Origin of the sequence: Streptomyces sp. NPDC058653, assembly GCF_042716895.1 — a bacterium.
Taxonomy (GTDB): domain Bacteria; phylum Actinomycetota; class Actinomycetes; order Streptomycetales; family Streptomycetaceae; genus Streptomyces.
Genome location: NZ_JBHXRM010000002.1, coordinates 174,961 through 190,909, shown reverse-complemented (window position 1 = coordinate 190,909; position 15,949 = coordinate 174,961). Strand labels below are relative to the sequence as shown.

General features: G+C 70.9%; 15 protein-coding genes and 1 riboswitch. Of the genes, 8 read left to right on the top strand and 7 right to left on the bottom strand.

Annotated elements, in window-relative coordinates; translation table 11 throughout:
- Positions 1-264 precede the first annotated feature (264 nt).
- Positions 265-1,263, top strand: a complete 999-nt coding sequence (locus ACFWU9_RS02560) for an ATP-binding cassette domain-containing protein (RefSeq protein ID WP_384314106.1) — start codon at positions 265-267, stop codon at positions 1,261-1,263.
- Complete coding sequence (locus ACFWU9_RS02555; RefSeq protein ID WP_384314104.1) at positions 1,260-2,084, top strand: ABC transporter permease; 825 nt, start codon at positions 1,260-1,262, stop codon at positions 2,082-2,084. Before ACFWU9_RS02560 ends, ACFWU9_RS02555 begins: the two co-directional genes overlap by 4 nt.
- A 110-nt stretch (positions 2,085-2,194) precedes the next feature.
- Here the strand turns inward: ACFWU9_RS02555 and groL are convergent, their stop codons facing one another.
- From groL to thrC, 4 genes are all read right to left on the bottom strand, one after another.
- Positions 2,195-3,820 carry a chaperonin GroEL gene (gene groL / locus ACFWU9_RS02550; protein ID WP_384314102.1) on the bottom strand — a complete coding sequence of 542 codons (1,626 nt, stop codon included), beginning with the start codon at positions 3,818-3,820 and terminating at the stop codon, positions 2,195-2,197.
- Positions 3,821-4,130: 310 nt separating this feature from the next.
- A complete protein-coding gene (locus ACFWU9_RS02545) occupies positions 4,131-4,334 on the bottom strand; it encodes a cold-shock protein (protein WP_005315736.1) in 204 nt (67 codons plus the stop codon).
- Positions 4,335-4,694: 360 nt separating this feature from the next.
- On the bottom strand, positions 4,695-4,970 hold the full coding sequence (locus tag ACFWU9_RS02540; protein ID WP_383633166.1) for a ubiquitin-like small modifier protein 1: 276 nt from the start codon (positions 4,968-4,970) through the stop codon (positions 4,695-4,697).
- Positions 4,971-5,021: 51 nt separating this feature from the next.
- On the bottom strand, positions 5,022-6,335 hold the full coding sequence (gene thrC, locus ACFWU9_RS02535) for a threonine synthase (RefSeq protein WP_384314100.1): 1,314 nt from the start codon (positions 6,333-6,335) through the stop codon (positions 5,022-5,024).
- A gap of 15 nt (positions 6,336-6,350) precedes the next feature.
- A riboswitch (SAM riboswitch) is annotated at positions 6,351-6,478 on the bottom strand.
- Between the two features lie 117 nt (positions 6,479-6,595).
- On the opposite strand from thrC, the gene ACFWU9_RS02530 reads away from it, so the two are divergent.
- Genes ACFWU9_RS02530 through ACFWU9_RS02520 form a run of 3 tightly spaced genes read left to right on the top strand, consistent with a single transcriptional unit; the run spans position 6,596 to position 9,211 of the window.
- Positions 6,596-7,537, top strand: a complete 942-nt coding sequence (locus ACFWU9_RS02530; RefSeq protein WP_384314099.1) for a glucosyl-3-phosphoglycerate synthase — start codon at positions 6,596-6,598, stop codon at positions 7,535-7,537.
- 47 nt (positions 7,538-7,584) lie between these two features.
- Positions 7,585-7,716, top strand: a complete 132-nt coding sequence (locus tag ACFWU9_RS02525; RefSeq protein ID WP_384314097.1) for a hypothetical protein — start codon at positions 7,585-7,587, stop codon at positions 7,714-7,716.
- A 58-nt stretch (positions 7,717-7,774) separates the two neighbouring features.
- On the top strand, positions 7,775-9,211 hold the full coding sequence (locus ACFWU9_RS02520) for a trehalose-6-phosphate synthase (RefSeq protein ID WP_384314095.1): 1,437 nt from the start codon (positions 7,775-7,777) through the stop codon (positions 9,209-9,211).
- 197 nt (positions 9,212-9,408) lie between these two features.
- On the opposite strand, the gene otsB is transcribed toward ACFWU9_RS02520, so the two are convergent.
- From otsB to ACFWU9_RS02505, 3 genes are read right to left on the bottom strand one after another with little or no spacing between them, the layout of a single operon-like run.
- Positions 9,409-10,251 carry a trehalose-phosphatase gene (otsB, locus tag ACFWU9_RS02515; RefSeq protein WP_384314094.1) on the bottom strand — a complete coding sequence of 281 codons (843 nt, stop codon included), beginning with the start codon at positions 10,249-10,251 and terminating at the stop codon, positions 9,409-9,411.
- A 49-nt stretch (positions 10,252-10,300) separates the two neighbouring features.
- Positions 10,301-10,636: a DUF3263 domain-containing protein gene (locus ACFWU9_RS02510; RefSeq protein ID WP_384314092.1), complete on the bottom strand. Its 336-nt coding sequence runs from the start codon at positions 10,634-10,636 to the stop codon at positions 10,301-10,303.
- A 12-nt stretch (positions 10,637-10,648) separates the two neighbouring features.
- Positions 10,649-11,869 carry an extracellular solute-binding protein gene (locus ACFWU9_RS02505; protein WP_384314397.1) on the bottom strand — a complete coding sequence of 407 codons (1,221 nt, stop codon included), beginning with the start codon at positions 11,867-11,869 and terminating at the stop codon, positions 10,649-10,651.
- A gap of 294 nt (positions 11,870-12,163) precedes the next feature.
- Here ACFWU9_RS02505 and ACFWU9_RS02500 point away from each other — a divergent pair, with 294 nt between their 5' ends.
- From ACFWU9_RS02500 to ACFWU9_RS02490, 3 genes are all read left to right on the top strand, one after another.
- Entirely contained in the window at positions 12,164-13,096 is a 933-nt protein-coding gene (locus ACFWU9_RS02500; RefSeq protein WP_384314090.1) for an ROK family protein, read from the top strand.
- On the top strand, positions 13,096-14,307 hold the full coding sequence (gene nagA / locus ACFWU9_RS02495; RefSeq protein WP_384314088.1) for an N-acetylglucosamine-6-phosphate deacetylase: 1,212 nt from the start codon (positions 13,096-13,098) through the stop codon (positions 14,305-14,307). Before ACFWU9_RS02500 ends, nagA begins: the two co-directional genes overlap by 1 nt.
- A 162-nt stretch (positions 14,308-14,469) precedes the next feature.
- Entirely contained in the window at positions 14,470-15,390 is a 921-nt protein-coding gene (locus ACFWU9_RS02490; RefSeq protein WP_384314086.1) for a 1-phosphofructokinase family hexose kinase, read from the top strand.
- Positions 15,391-15,949: the final 559 nt, after the last annotated feature.

The window sequence follows — 15,949 nt, the reverse complement described above, 5'->3', positions numbered from 1 at the left end:
CTCGCGCCCCCGCGACCGCCGCCAGGCACCGACACCACTGCGCGCCACATTGAACCAAGCTGGCGCCACAGTGACTCGCCATGGCGCCATGCGTATGCCATGATGATGACGCAAGCACAGCACGGCGCCAGAGTCTGGCACCACGCGCCTGGCGACCCGGTGTGCAGCACCCCGTACCGCCCGCACCACGCACCACCCGCATCACGCGTCGCACCACCGCCGGCAGTCCCGGAACCGACACTCCCCAGAGAAGGGCCCGCTCCCATGAACACCGCGACCACAGCGGCCACCTCCACCCGCGCGACCGCGATCTCCGCGGTCGGTCTGCGCAAGTCGTACGGCGACAAGGTGGTGCTCGACGGCATCGATCTGCGGATCCCCGAAGGCACCGTCTTCGCCCTGCTCGGCCCCAACGGGGCGGGCAAGACCACCACCGTGGAGATCCTCTCCACCCTGATCACCGCCGACTCGGGCGAGGCGCGGGTCGGAGGCCGCGACGTGGCCGCCGACGCCGACTCCGTACGCCGCCAGATCGGCGTCACCGGACAGTTCGCCGCGGTCGACGCGCTGCTGACCGCCGAGGAGAACCTGCTCCTGATGGCCGACCTGCACCATCTGAGCCGCGGCGAGGGCCGCCGTCGGGCCGCCGAGCTCCTGGAGCGGTTCGAGCTGACCGAGGCGGCCCGCAAGAACGTCGGAACCTTCTCCGGCGGTATGCGGCGCAAGCTCGACCTCGCGATGACCCTGGTCGGCAAGCCGCGCATCATCTTCCTCGACGAGCCGACCACCGGTCTCGACCCGCGCAGCCGCCGGGTGATGTGGGAGCTGATCCGGAACCTGGTCGCCGACGAGGGCGTGACCATCTTCCTCACCACGCAGTACCTGGAGGAGGCCGATCAGCTCGCCGACCGCATCGCGGTGCTGGACCACGGCACGCTCGTCGCCGAGGGCACCGCGCAGGAGCTGAAGCGGATGATCCCCGGCGGCCACGTCAGCCTCCGGTTCGCCGACGAGGCCCACCTCGCCGCCGCCGTCCCGCTCTTCGGCATCGCCACCCGCGACGACGACGAACTCTCCCTCCAGATCCCCAGCGACGGCTCCCTGGCCAATCTCCGGGCCATCCTCGACGTCCTCGACACCACGGGCGTACAGGCCGAGTCGCTCACCGTGCACACCCCCGACCTCGACGACGTCTTCCTCACCCTGACCGGCCGGCAGGACGCCGGCACCGTCCCCGCCGCCCGCAAGGAGTCGAACCGATGAGCACCGCCACCCTCACCCCCGCCAAGTCCTCGAAGTCCTCCCGCTCCTACGCGCTGCGCGACTCCATGACGATGCTGCGCCGCAACATCACGCACATGCGGCGCTATCCCTCGATGACCATCTCGATCCTCGTGATGCCGCTGCTGATGCTGCTGCTGTTCGTGTACGTCTTCGGCGGCGCGCTCGGCGCCGGTATCGGCGGGGGCGGCGACCGCGCCGACTACATCAACTACCTGGTCCCCGGCATCATCCTGATGTCCGCCACCTCGGGGGCCGTGGCGACCGCCGTGTCGGTCTCCACCGACATGACCGAGGGCATCGTCAAACGCTTCCGTACGATGTCGATCTCCCGGGGCTCCATCCTCACCGGCCATGTCTTCGGCAGCGTCCTCCAGGTCTCGGCGGTCCTCGTCCTGATCACCACGGTCTCCCTCGCGATCGGCTTCCGGCCCAACGCCTCGGTGATCGAGTGGATGGCCGCCCTGGGCCTGCTGCTCTTCCTGGCCCTCGGCATGGCCTGGCTCTCCGCCGCGATGGGCATGGGCGCCAAGACCGTCGAGTCCGCGAGCAACGCCCCGCTGCCGCTGACCTTCCTGCCCTTCCTCGGCAGCGCGGTCGTCCCGCCGGACTCCATGCCGACCGTCCTGCGCTGGTTCGCCGAGTACCAGCCCTTCACCCCGATCAACGAGACCCTGCGCGGCCTCTTCCTCGGGACCGGGATCGGCAACGACGGCTGGATCGCCCTTGCCTGGTGCGTCGCTCTCACCCTGCTCGGCTACTTCTGGTCCCGCGCGGTCTTCAACCGCGAGGTCACCCGCTGAGGCCGGCGCCACGCGCGAACGCCCGAGGGCGGCACCCCCTTGCCGGGAGTGCCGCCCTCGGTCCGTACACGTGCGTAGGAGCTACGCCATGAACCGCCGATCCGTCAGGATCAGAAGTCCATGTCACCGCCCGGCATGCCGCCCGGCGCGCCGCCGGCGGCGGCCTTCTCCGGCTTGTCGGCGATGACGGCCTCGGTGGTGAGGAACAGCGCCGCGATGGACGCCGCGTTCTGCAGGGCGGAACGCGTGACCTTCGCCGGGTCGATGATGCCCTCGGCGATCATGTCCACGTACTCGCCGGTCGCGGCGTTCAGGCCGTGACCGATCTTGAGGTTGCGGACCTTCTCGACGATGACGCCACCCTCAAGACCCGCGTTGACCGCGATCTGCTTGAGCGGGGCCTCCAGCGCGAGCTTGACGGCAGCGGCGCCCGTCGCCTCGTCGCCTTCGAGCTCCAGCTTCTCGAACACCGAGGAAGCCTGGAGCAGAGCCACGCCACCACCGGCGACGATGCCCTCCTCGACGGCGGCCTTGGCGTTGCGCACCGCGTCCTCGATGCGGTGCTTGCGCTCCTTGAGCTCGACCTCGGTCGCGGCACCGGCCTTGATGACGGCCACGCCGCCGGCCAGCTTCGCGAGGCGCTCCTGGAGCTTCTCGCGGTCGTAGTCCGAGTCCGAGTTCTCGATCTCGGCACGGATCTGGTTCACGCGACCGGCGACCTGGTCGCTGTCACCGGCACCGTCGACGATGGTGGTCTCGTCCTTGGTGATGACGACCTTGCGGGCGCGGCCCAGCAGGTCGAGACCGGCGTTCTCCAGCTTGAGGCCGACCTCCTCGGAGATGACCGTGCCGCCCGTGAGGATGGCGATGTCGTTCAGCATCGCCTTGCGGCGGTCACCGAAGCCCGGAGCCTTGACGGCGACGGACTTGAAGGTGCCCTTGATCTTGTTGACGACGAGCGTGGACAGCGCCTCGCCCTCGACGTCCTCGGCGATGATCAGCAGCGGCTTGCCCGACTGGATGACCTTCTCCAGGAGCGGCAGGACGTCCTTGACGTTGCCGATCTTGGAGTTGACGATCAGGATGTACGGGTCGTCGAGCGACGCCTCCATACGCTCCATGTCGGTGGCGAAGTACGCCGAGATGTAGCCCTTGTCGAAGCGCATGCCCTCGGTGAGCTCAAGCTCGAGACCGAAGGTCTGCGACTCCTCGACGGTGATGACGCCTTCCTTGCCGACCTTGTCCATCGCCTCGGCGATGAGCTCGCCGATCTGGGTGTCGGCGGCGGAGATGGAGGCCGTCGAAGCGATCTGCTCCTTGGTCTCCACGTCCTTGGCCTGCTCCAGGAGCGCACCGGAGACGGCCTCGATGGCCTTCTCGATGCCGCGCTTGAGGGCCATCGGGTTGGCGCCGGCGGCCACGTTGCGCAGGCCCTCGCGGACCAGGGCCTGGGCCAGGACGGTCGCGGTGGTCGTACCGTCACCGGCGACGTCGTCCGTCTTCTTGGCGACTTCCTTGACCAGCTCGGCGCCGATCTTCTCGTACGGGTCCTCGAGCTCGATCTCCTTGGCGATGGACACACCATCGTTGGTGATCGTGGGGGCGCCCCACTTCTTCTCGAGGACGACGTTTCGGCCCTTGGGGCCAAGGGTTACCTTGACGGCGTCGGCGAGCTGGTTCATCCCGCGCTCGAGACCGCGCCGTGCCTCCTCGTCGAACGCGATGATCTTGGCCATGTGAAGTGGTCCTCCCGGACATGGGGTGGATTGCTCCGGACCGTGCCGACGCCCGCGACGGACGGCCGAAGAGCCGTGCGGTTCCTTGCCCCACAGGCTCTCGGGCCTCGCTGACCCGGTCCATAAGTTGTCACTCTCACCAGCAGAGTGCTAACGCCAATGATTAGCACTCGACCCCCGAGAGTGCAAGCGACTCCCGAGCGGCCCCGGCGCCTCGGGGAGATGAACGCGCACGCACGAGGGGCCCGCATCCCCTGCCGGGATGCGGGCCCCTCGTGTGTGAGTGCGTCGTTGGCCGATCGCGCCGGGATCAGACGGCGAGCTTGACCATGTCCGCCTGCGGACCCTTCTGGCCCTGCGAGATCTCGAACTCAACTCGCTGACCTTCTTCAAGGGTGCGGTAGCCGTCCATCTGGATCGCGCTGTAGTGGACGAAAACATCCGCACCACCGTCGACCGCGATGAAGCCGTAGCCCTTCTCCGCGTTGAACCACTTGACGGTGCCCTGAGCCATGCCTAACTCCCCTATTACTGGCCCCTGCGCGGGACCGCACTTCGCGCCGGAACGCGTCGACCGCGGCTGAATGTATCTGCCCAACTGCCCTCTGCAACAGGTCAATCGGACGAGAATTATGGCCGCGCCGGAACACGCAAAGAGGTGAAATGCCGGTCCACCAGGGGCAAGTCGGGCCGGGCAAAGCGCAAGGAACCGCGCAAACAGCGTCCACACTTTGACCGCATCTTGTCGGCGAACTCATATGCTCGGGGCACAGGCGGCGGCGGAGCTACCCCGACTCTACCGCGTTCAACCCCATGGAATTGCCCCCTCCGCTTCTCTTGCGGAGGGGGCAACACCGTTCACTGTGCGTGCCGTTCAGCCTCCGGCGACCGCCGGGATGATCGAGATGCCGGCGCCGTCCGGGGTGGCGGTCTCCAGGCCCTGCTCGAAGCGGACGTCGTCGTCGTTCACGTACACGTTGACGAAGCGCCGGAGCTTGCCCTGGTCGTCCAGGACGCGCGCGGCAATCCCGGGGTGGTTGGTCTCCAGGGACTCGATCACCTGGGAGAGGGTCGCGCCCTCGGCCGGAACCTCGGCCTTTCCGCCGGTGTAGGTACGGAGGATGGTGGGGATACGGACGTTCACGCTCATCGGTTTCTGCCTTCCGGGGAGTAGCGGGTCACTGGGCGGGCTCGACGTGGCTCAACGCGCCAGACCGGCGGCGCGGAACGCGTCGAGGCTCGGCGCGATCGTCGCGGTCGGCCCCGTCGTCGGCGCGACGGCGTCCAGCGTCTTGAGCCCGTCGCCCGTGTTCAGGACGACCGTCGTGAGCGCCGGGTCGAGCAGTCCGGTCTCGATGAGCTTGCGCGTCACGCCCACGGTCACCCCGCCCGCCGTCTCGGCGAAGATCCCCTCGGTCCGCGCGAGCAGCTTGATCGCGTCCACGACCTGCTCGTCGTCCACGTCCTCGACGGCGCCGCCCGTGCGACGGGCGATGTCCAGGACGTAGGGGCCGTCGGCCGGGTTTCCGATCGCCAGCGACTTGGCGATGGTGTTCGGCTTCTGCGGCCGTACGACGTCGTGGCCCGCCTTGAAGGCGACCGACACCGGCGAGCAGCCCTCGGCCTGCGCGCCGAAGATCTTGTACGGCTTCTCCTCGACCAGGCCGAGCGCGATCAGCTCCTTCAGCCCCTTGTCGATCTTCGTCAGCTGCGAGCCGGAGGCGACCGGGACGACCAGCTGGTCGGGCAGCACCCAGCCGAGCTGCTCGCAGATCTCGTACGCGAGGGTCTTGGAGCCCTCGCCGTAGTACGGGCGGAGGTTGACGTTGACGAAGCCCCAGCCCTCGCCCAGCGGGTCCCCGATGAGCTCGGAGCAGAAGCGGTTGACGTCGTCGTAGTTGCCCTCGATGCCGACGAGTTCACCGCCGTAGACCGCGGCCATGACGACCTTGCCCTGCTCCAGGTCGTGCGGGATGAAGACGCAGGAGTGGAAACCGGCGCGGGCGGCGGCGGCGCCGACGGCGCCGGCCAGATTGCCGGTGGAGGAGCAGGAGAGCGTGGTGAAGCCGAAGGCGCGGGCCGCCTCGACGGCGATGGCGACGACGCGGTCCTTGAAGGAGTGCGTCGGGTTGCCGGAGTCGTCCTTCACGTACAGACCGCCGGTGACGCCCAGCTCACGGGCGAGGTTGTCGGCCTTGACGAGCTTGGTGAAGCCGGGGTTGATGTTGGGCTTCGACGCGACGTCGGCGGGGACGGGCAGCAGCGGCGCGTAGCGCCAGATGTTGTCGGGACCCGCGGCGATTCGCCTCTTCAGCTCCTCGGGGTCGCCCGTCGGCAGGTCGTAGGCCACTTCGAGCGGGCCGAAACAGCTCTGACAGGCGAAGATCGGGCCGAGTTCGAAGCGTTCCCCGCATTCGCGGCACGAGAGGGCGGCGGCGGGTCCGAGATCCACGGTGCCGGCTGAAGCGGCGGCATCGGCGGAGTTGTCGGATTCGTGAACAGTCTGCACAGCCATGAAGGCGAGGCCCTTTCCTCATCTTCCTCGCGACGCGTCTCGCCGCAAGACGGAATTGGCACCTTCCCCACCGTGACCTCGCGGTCGGCGGGAGGGTTGCCGGGGCTTCAACGGGCCGTTCCCTCTGCCCCTCTGGATGAGCGGTATTCGATTGTCAGCGTGGTGACCCCCGGCATGCGACGGTCGTCCGCGTTGTTCAAGACTGTAACCGAACCCCTGGACGGTTGAGACCCTCGTCCGATCCGCGAGATGGAGATCACGTGCTGCAGGAAGTGGAGCGCTGGCTGGCCCGGCGGTCCTGGCCGGCGGCGGACCGGCCGGTCGACCGGCTGCTCGCCGCCAAGAAGGGTGCGCAGGTCAGCGTGGTGCTCCCGGCTCTGAACGAGGAGGCGACGGTCGGCCCGATCGTGTCGGTGATCCGGCACGAGCTGATGGCGGGTCCGGCGCCGCTCGTCGACGAGCTGGTGGTGATCGACTCGGGCTCGACCGACCGTACGGGGGAGTTCGCGGCGGCGGCCGGGGCGCGCGTGGTGCACCGCGACGAGATCCTGCCGAGGCTGCCGGCCGTGCCCGGCAAGGGCGAGGTGCTGTGGCGCTCGCTGCTGGTGACGAGCGGCGACATCGTCTGCTTCGTGGACGCGGATCTGCGGGACTTCACGCCGGAGTTCGTGTCGGGGACCGTGGGGCCGCTGCTCACCGAGCCCGACGTGCAGTTCGTGAAGGCGATGTACGACCGCCCGCTCGGCGACGAGCCGGGGCAGGGCGGCCGGGTGACGGAGCTGGTGGCGCGTCCGCTGCTGAATCTGCACTGGCCCCGGCTGGCGGGGTTCGTGCAGCCGCTGGGCGGTGAGTACGCGGTACGGCGCTCGCTGCTGGAGCGGCTGCCGTTCCCGGTGGGGTACGGGGTGGAGCTGGGGCTGCTCGTGGACGCGCTGCACACGGTGGGGCTCGACGCGCTGGGCCAGGTCGACGTGGGGGTGCGCAGGCACCGGCACCAGGACGGGCAGGCGCTGGGGCGGATGGCCGCGGCGATCTACCGGACGGCGCAGCTGCGCCTGTCGCGCGGGCATCTGGTGCGGCCGGAGCTGACGCAGTTCGAGCGGGGCGACAAGGGCTTCGAGCCGCGTACGTACGCGGTGGACACCGAGGAGCGGCCGCCGATGCGGGAGATCGCGGAGTACGCGGCGCGCCGCGCGGCATAGGGGCCAAGTTCGTATGATTTAAGTATCGATTGCCTATATTGCCTGTTATGCCGATGACTGCGATGGCCCTGGCGGCCCTGACCTCGGAACAGCTCTGGTTGCTCGGGGGCATGGCCCTCGCTCTCGTCGGCGCCGGGGTGGTGGCGCTGGCGGCGACCCGCGGACGGGGCCGTGGCTGATCCACGCCGACCTGAACCGTACGTTTGAGCGTTTCCGCGAAGGGCTAGGTTTCGCCACATGGTCTCCGAGATGGTCCCCGAGCAAGCCGCCCAGGTCCTTGTCGCCTCCAATCGCGGCCCCGTCTCGTACAGACTCGGCGAGGACGGCACGCTGACCGCCGGGCGCGGCGGCGGAGGCCTCGTCTCCGGGCTCTCGGCCATCGGGGCCGACGCGAACGCCGTCTGGGTCTGCGCCGCCCTCGGGGACGGCGACCGTGAGGCGGTGCGGCGCACCGGCGGCCGGCTGGACCCCGGCGACACGGGCGGACAGCGGGTCAGGATGCTCGGCATCCCGCCGGAGATCTACGCGGACGCGTACAACGGCGTCGCGAACTCCACGCTCTGGTTCGTCCACCACCAGCTCTACCAGACACCGCTGGAGCCGGCCTTCGGCGCCGAGTTCCGGGCGCAGTGGGCGTCGTACGAGGCGTACAACCGCGCCTTCGCGGAGGCCCTGGCCGACGAGGCGGCCGACGGCGCCGACGTACTGATCCAGGACTACCACCTGGCCCTGGTGCCCGGGATGCTCCGCGCGCTCCGCCCCGATCTGCGGATCGGGCACTTCTCGCACACGCCGTGGGCGCCGGTGGACTACTTCCGGCTGCTGCCCGACGACATCGCGCGCCAGCTGCTGCGCGGCATCCTCGGCGCGGACCGTGCCGCGTTCCTGACCCGCCGCTGGGCCGACGCGTTCACCGCCTGCTGTACGGAACAGCTCGGCGGCACGGGCAAGACCCGGATCGGTGTGCACGGTCTGGGCGCCGACGCGGACTTCCTGCGGGAGCGCGCGCACCGGCCCGACGTGGACGAGCGCCTCACGGAGCTGCGCGAGCAGATCGGCGGCTCCGACCGGGAGCCGCGCCGGACGATCGTGCGGGTGGACCGCACGGAGCTGTCGAAGAACATCGTGCGCGGCCTCCTCGCGTACCGGCAGCTGCTCACCGACCGGCCCGAGTGGCGCGAGCGCGTCACGCACGTGGCGTTCGCCTATCCCTCCCGGCAGGACCTCGCCGTCTACCGCGCCTACACCGCCCGCGTCCAGGAGGTGGCCGACGAGATCAACTCCGAGTTCGGCACACCCGGTTGGACCCCCGTGGTGCTGCACGTCAAGGACGACTTCGCGCGCTCGCTCGCCGCGTACCGGCTGGCGGACGTGGCGCTGGTCAACCCGATCCGCGACGGCATGAACCTGGTCGCGAAGGAGATCCCGGTCGTTTCGGAGAACGGCTGCGCGCTGGTGCTGTCGCGGGAGGCGGGGGCGTACGAGGAGCTGGGCGACGACGCGATCGTGGTGAACCCGTACGACGTGACGGCCACGGCCGCCGCGCTCCACGAGGCCCTGACGATGGACGCCGACGACCGCGCGGCCCGCACGAAGCGCCTGGCCGCCGCGTCGACGGCGCTGCCCCCGCAGAAGTGGTTCCTGGACCAGCTGGACGCACTGCGCGAGGCCTGAGCCCGGGCCGGCGCGGGCGCCGGCCGGGGTGACCGGCCGGGGGCTCACCGGCCGGGGCTCACCAGGCGACGGGGGCTCACCGGCCGGGGCTCACCAGGCGACGGGGCGGTAGTCCTTCAGCAGGACGCCGTGGACCGGGCGCGAGGCGTCCGTCCGGTGTCCTCCGCGTTTCGGCCCGTCGACGGGGGGCCCGGCGTTCAGAGCCCGGCCGCCACCGACGCGAGGAAGCCGACCAGCGCGCCGGGGCCGGGCAGCACCAGGTCGGCCTTCTCGGCGAGTTCGGGGACGTCCCCCGTACCGCTGCACAGCAGCAGCCCCGAACAGCCCTTCGTACGGAGGGAGTCGACGGCCGCGTAAGCGGGGAGGTCGCCCAGGTCGTCGCCGCCGTAGACGACCGTCTCGGCGCCGACCTCGCGGACGTACTTCTCCAGGGCCACGCCCTTGTCCATGCCCGGCGGGCGCAACTCCAGGACCATGCGGCCCGGTTCGAGCACCAGGCCGTGTCTGGCCGCCAGATCGGCGAGGGGCCCGCGCAGGGCGTCGAACGCCCCCTGCGGGTCGGCGGCCCGGCGGGTGTGGACGGCGACCGCCCGGCCCTTCTCCTCGATCCACGTACCGCTCCAGGACTCGAACCGTTCGAGAAGCCCCGGGAGTTCGGCGCGGACGGCCTCGACCCCCGGATGCGGCTCCGGGGCGGTCACGGTGCCGCTGACCGCGTCCCAGCGCTCGGCGCCGTAGTGGCCGAGCACCACGAGGTGTTCCAGACCGGGTACGCCGGCGAAGCCGCCGTACTCCACGGCGACGGCGGCCGGGCGGCCGGTGATCACCGCGACGGACGCGACGTGCGGGGCGAGGGCGACGAGGGCGGGAACCGCGCCGGGGTGGGCGCGGGCGCTCTCGGGGTCGGGGACGATGTCGGCGAGCGTGCCGTCGAAGTCGAGGGCGACGACGGCTTTCCCGGGCCGGGCGAGAAGCGCGGCCAGGCCTTCGGCGCCGGCGGAGGTGACGGGGGTCGGCAGGGGGTGCGAGTGGCTGCCCATGCTCCGACCCTATCCGCGCGAGCCTCCGTACGGCGGCGAAAGACCCCGCTCAGCGACGGGCGCGGCGGGCGTCCCTGATCCGGCGCAGCCGGTTGACGGTCACCGGGTCGTGGGCCAGTGCCAGCGGATCGTCGATGAGCACGCCGAGGAGCTGGTAGTAGCGGGTCGGCGAGATGCCGAGGCGCTCCCGGATGACGCGCTCCTTGGCACCGGGGCCCGGCCACGAGCGCTTCTCCACGGCGAGGACGGCGCGGTCCCGCTCGGTCAGCTCCGACCGTCCGGCGGGACCGGGCCCCTCGTCCGGCGCGGGCTCGGGCGACGCCCCGGAGCCGGGCCCCGGCGGGGGCTCCGGCCCCGGCCCGGGCTCAGGGGTGGCTGCGGTCATAGGGCTGACACGCTACTCGGAGTTCTCCGCCGTGATGGCGTCCCGGCTGATCCTCGCCAGGATCTCCGCCGGCACCGCGCCGGGCTGCACCGCCTTGCCGATGTTCTTCTTGACGTCCTCGCTGACACCCGCCCACGACGTCTTGCCGAAGGGGTACAGCTCCGAGGTGGGCAGCGCCTCCAGGAACTGGCGCAGGTCCTTGTGCTCCTCGTCCGCGACCATCGTCTCGGACGCGCTGTAGGTCACGGGCAGGAGGTCGTACTGCCCCACGAAGTCCATCACGTTCTTGTCCTCGAAGGTGAAGTCGAGGAACTTGCCCGCCTCTTCACGGTGCCCGGCCTGCTTGAAGGCCATGATCCAGTCAGCGACACCCATCGTCGCCTTGGACTTGCCGGTGGCGCCCGGCAGCGGCACCATCCCGACCTGGACGCCGGCCTTCTCGGCCTCCTGCATCATCGTCGGGTGCCCGTTGAGCATGCCGACCTTGCCGCTGGTGAACGCCTTGAAGGCGTCGGCGCGGTCCAGCTCGCCGGGCGGTACGGGACCGGTGAGGCCCTTGCCGACCAGCTGCGTCTGGAGCCATTCGAAGGTCTTGATGTTCGGCTCGGAGTCGACGGCGTACGAGTCGTCGACCGTGTCCGTGTAGCCGCCGCCACCGCTGAGCATCCACATCATGGTCTCGGCCTGCGCCTCCTCGGCGCCGAGCGGGAGCGCGAACGGGGTCGGCACGCCCTTCGCCTTGAGCGCCTCGGCGTCCGACTTGATGTCGTCCCAGTTCTGCGGCGCCGAGAGACCGGCCTCCGCGAAGAGGCCCTTGTTGTAGAAGAGCAGCCGGGTGCTCGCGACGAACGGCATTCCGTACTGGGTCTGTTCGACCTTTCCGGCGTCCGCGAAACGGGACAGGAAGTTCGCCTGGGTGGGGATGGAGAGCAGTTCGTCCGCGCTGTACAGCTCTTCCTTCTTCACGTAGTCGGCGTACGCGCCGATCTGCGCGATGTCGGGGGCCTCACCGTCCCTGACCATCTTCGCCACATCGGCGTCGACGGTCTTCCAGGAACGGACGTCGACCTCGACCTTGATGCCCGGGTTCTTGGACTCGAACTCCTTGGCCAGGCCGTTCCAGTATTTCTCCGAGCTGTTGGCGGGACTGTTGCCGTAGTCCGCCGCGACGACTTTCAGGGTGACCTCACCCGACCCGCTTGAGCTGCCGCAGCCGCTCAGCGCCATCGTCATGCCCAGTGCGGCTATCGCCGCGGTATGCCCCAGGAAGCGCTGCTGCACAGCTCTTTTCCCACCCTTGTTTTCGCTCGGCCGTCTCCACGGCGTTTCTGTCCCAGTCGGTCCCCCGCGACGTCCTGCGTTGACGAGCTGCGATTTTCCACGATGCGCTGTCGGGGGTCTACACCGGCCCCATATCGCTTCGGCAACTTCTTTGCCAGGGGGGTTTGGCGAAGGCTTTGTATGGGCTGGCAACAATCCCGCACAGTGGACTAGACCTTTCTTGGGTTTTCGCGCGAGAATGCGCTTGTGAGACACGTCATCGCCCTGGATGTGGGCGGCACAGGCATGAAGGCCGCCCTGGTCGGGACGGACGGCGCGCTGCTGTACGAGGCGCGCCGGGCCACCGGCAGGGAGCGGGGCCCCGAGGCGACCGTCGAGACCATCCTCGGCTTCGCGGCGGATCTGCGCGCCCACGGAATCGAGCGTTTCGGCGAGAGCGCGGTCGCGGCGGGGGTCGCGGTACCCGGCATCGTCGACGCGGCACGCGGGATAGCCCTGTACTCCGCGAACCTCGGCTGGCGTGACGTACCGCTGCGGGATCTGCTCGGCGCGCGCCTCGGCGGCGTACCGGTCGCGCTCGGCCACGACGTACGCACCGGCGGGCTCGCCGAGGGGCGGATCGGCGCGGGCAAGGGCTCGGACCGGTTCTTCTTCGTACCGCTCGGCACCGGCATCGCGGGCGCCATCGGCATCGACGGCACCATCGAGGCCGGCGCGCACGGCTACGCGGGTGAGATCGGGCACGTCGTGGTCCGGCCCGACGGGCCCGTGTGCGGCTGCGGCCAGACCGGCTGCATGGAGACGCTCGCGTCGGCGGCGGCCGTGACCCGGGCCTGGGCCGAGGCCAGCGGCGACCCCGAGGCGGACGCGGCCGACTGTGCGAAGGCCGTGGCCTCCGGCGACCCGAGGGCCATGGCGGTCTGGGCGGACGCGGTCGACGCGCTCGCCGCGGGGCTGGTCACCGCGCTCACCCTGCTCGACCCCCGAAGGCTGATCATCGGTGGCGGTCTCGCCGAGGCCGGGGAAACGTTGTTCACACCCCTGAGGGCCGCGGTCGAGGAGCGGGTCACGTTCCAGAAGCTGCCCGAGATCGTCCCGGCGGCCCTCGGGGACACCGCCGGATGCCTGGGCGCGGGCCTGCTCGCCTGGGATCTTCTCTCCACGGAGGTATCCGCCTGATGGCCGTACGCGCCGAAAGCACTGTTCTCACCGGCGCCCGGGTGGTGCTGCCGACCGGGGTCGTGGAGAACGGACGGGTGAGAGTCGAGGACGGACGGATCACCGAGGCGGGGCCGACGGGCTCCGGGACGGCCGCGCCCTCCGTAGGAAGTGACGCCGACGCCGGGGCGTTCGACCTGACCGGCCACTGGGTGGTGCCCGGCTTCGTCGACATGCACAACCACGGCGGCGGCGGGGCCTCGTTCACCTCGGGCGACGCGGACGCGGTCCTCAAGGGCGTCCGTACGCACCAGGAGCACGGCACCACCACGCTCGTCGCCTCCACCGTCACCGGCGAGATGGACTTCCTCGCCCAGCGCGCCGGATTCCTCTCCGAACTGGTCGAGCAGGGCGATCTGGCCGGCATCCACTTCGAGGGGCCGTTCATCTCGCCGTGCCGCAAGGGCGCGCACAGCGAGGCGCTGCTGCGCGACCCGGACCCGGCCGAGGTGCGCAAGCTCCTCGACGCGTCCCGGGGCACGGCGAGGATGGTGACCCTCGCCACCGAACTGCCGGGCGGTATCGACTCCGTACGGCTCCTGGCCGAGCACGGCGTGATCGCCGCGATCGGGCACACGGACGCGTCGTACGAGCAGACCGTCGAGGCCATCGAGGCGGGCGCGACCGTCGCGACGCACCTGTTCAACGCGATGCCGCCGCTCGGCCACCGCGCGCCCGGACCGATCGCGGCGCTGATGGAGGACGAGCGGATCACCGTCGAGCTGATCAACGACGGCACGCATCTGCATCCGGCGGCGCTGGAGCTGGCGTTCCACCGCGCGGGCGCGGGGCGGGTCGCGTTCATCACGGACGCGATGGACGCGGCCGGTTTCGGCGACGGGGTCTACCAGCTCGGGCCGCTGGAGGTCGAGGTCAAGGACGGCGTCGCGCGGCTGGCCGTGGGCGGGTCGATCGCGGGCTCCACGCTCACGCTGGACACGGCGTTCCGACGGGCCGTGACGGTCGACCGGCTGCCGGTCGCGGACATCGTCCGGGCGATCTCCGCCAACCCGGCGAAGCTGCTGGGTGTGTACGACCGGGTGGGCTCGCTGGAGCCGGGCAAGGACGCCGACCTGGTGATCCTGGACGGGGACTTCGCGGTCGCGGGGGTGCTGCGGCGGGGCGAATGGGTGGTCAAGCCCCAAGTGGCCCAGGGCGTGGCGCGGAGCTGACGCCGTTGGCGGCCCGCGTCGGCGGGAGGGCGGGACCCACGGCGATCGTGGACGACCCCTCCACCGGACGGCCTGCGTTTGGCATGATCAGGTCCGGAACGGTGCGGGCAGGCGGGCCCGCTCCCCGGCACAGTCCGACGATCCGGAGGGAGGGCACGGCGCATGATCCTCACTGTCACGCTCAACACCGCCCTCGACATCACCTACCGGACCACCGCGCTCACCCCGCACACCACCAACCGCGTCACCGAGGTCTGCGAACGGCCCGGCGGCAAGGGCCTCAACGTCGCCCGCGTGCTGGCGGCGCTCGGCCACGAGACCGTCGTGACCGGCTTCGCGGGCGGCCGGACGGGAGACGCGCTGCGCGAACTGCTCGCCGCCGACGGCCCGTCCGACGCGCTGGTACCCATCGAGGGCACCACGCGCCGCACGATCGCCGTCGTGGACGAGGCGACCGGTGACACGACCCAGCTGAACGAGCCCGGCCCGACCGTCACCCCCGCCGAATGGGCCGCGTTCCTCGCCTCCTACGAAGGGCTCGTCGCCCGCGCGGACGCGGTGGCCCTGTGCGGCAGCCTGCCGCCGGGCATCCACGTCGGCGCGTACGCGGAGCTGGTACGCGCCGCGCGGGCGGCCGGCCGGCCCGTCCTGCTGGACACCAGCGGCGAACCGCTGCGCCGGGGCATCGCCGCCCGCCCCGACTTCGTGAAGCCCAACGCCGACGAACTCGCGCAGCTCACCGGCTCCCGCGAGCCGGTCCGCGCGACCCGCGACGCCCGCAGACGCGGCGGCCGGGCGGTGATCGCCTCGCTGGGCGCGGCCGGAATGTTCGCCGCGACCCCGGACGGCGCCTGGCGGGCCACCCCACCGAAGACGGTCCGGGGCAACCCGACGGGCGCGGGCGACTCGGCGGTCGCCGGCCTGCTCTCGGGCCTGGTGGAACACCTCCCCTGGCCCCAAAGACTCACCCGAGCGGTGGCCCTCTCGACGGCCACGGTCCTGTCCCCAGCGGCGGGCGAGTTCGACGAATCGACGTACGCGGACCTACTGGGCCAGATCGACGTGACGGAGCAGGTGCTGTGAGGAAGGCTGCGGAAGGTCGGGCACTGCGGGCCAGGCAGCCGACACGTCCGCTACAGCCCGCCCGCCCGACGCGACCGGTACCGCCGACGGAGTCGGACCGGCCCGCACGCCCGGCGCAGCCGACAGTGCGCCAGCGGGCCGGACGGCCGACACGGCAGGAACGGGCCCTGCGGACGGCAGGACCGGAACGGCCGACGGAGTCGGCGCAGTCTGTGCTGCCGACACGGCCTCAGCAGGCCGGGCGGTCAGCGCGACCGGCACGGCCGCTACAGCCGACGAAGTCGGAGCAATCCGCGTACCCAGCGCAGCCGGTACAGCCGACGGAGTCGGCGCAGTTCGTCCGCTCGGCGCAGCCGACACGGCCCCAGCGGGCCGGACGGCCGAAACGACCGGAGCGGGCCCTGCGGACGGCAGGACCGGGACGGCCGACGAAGCGGGCGCAGTCTGTGCTGCCGACACGGCCACAGCAGGCCGGGCGGTCAGCGCGACCGGCACGGCCGCTACAGCCGACGAAGTCGGAGCAATCCGCGTACCCAGCGCAGCCGGTACAGCCGACGGA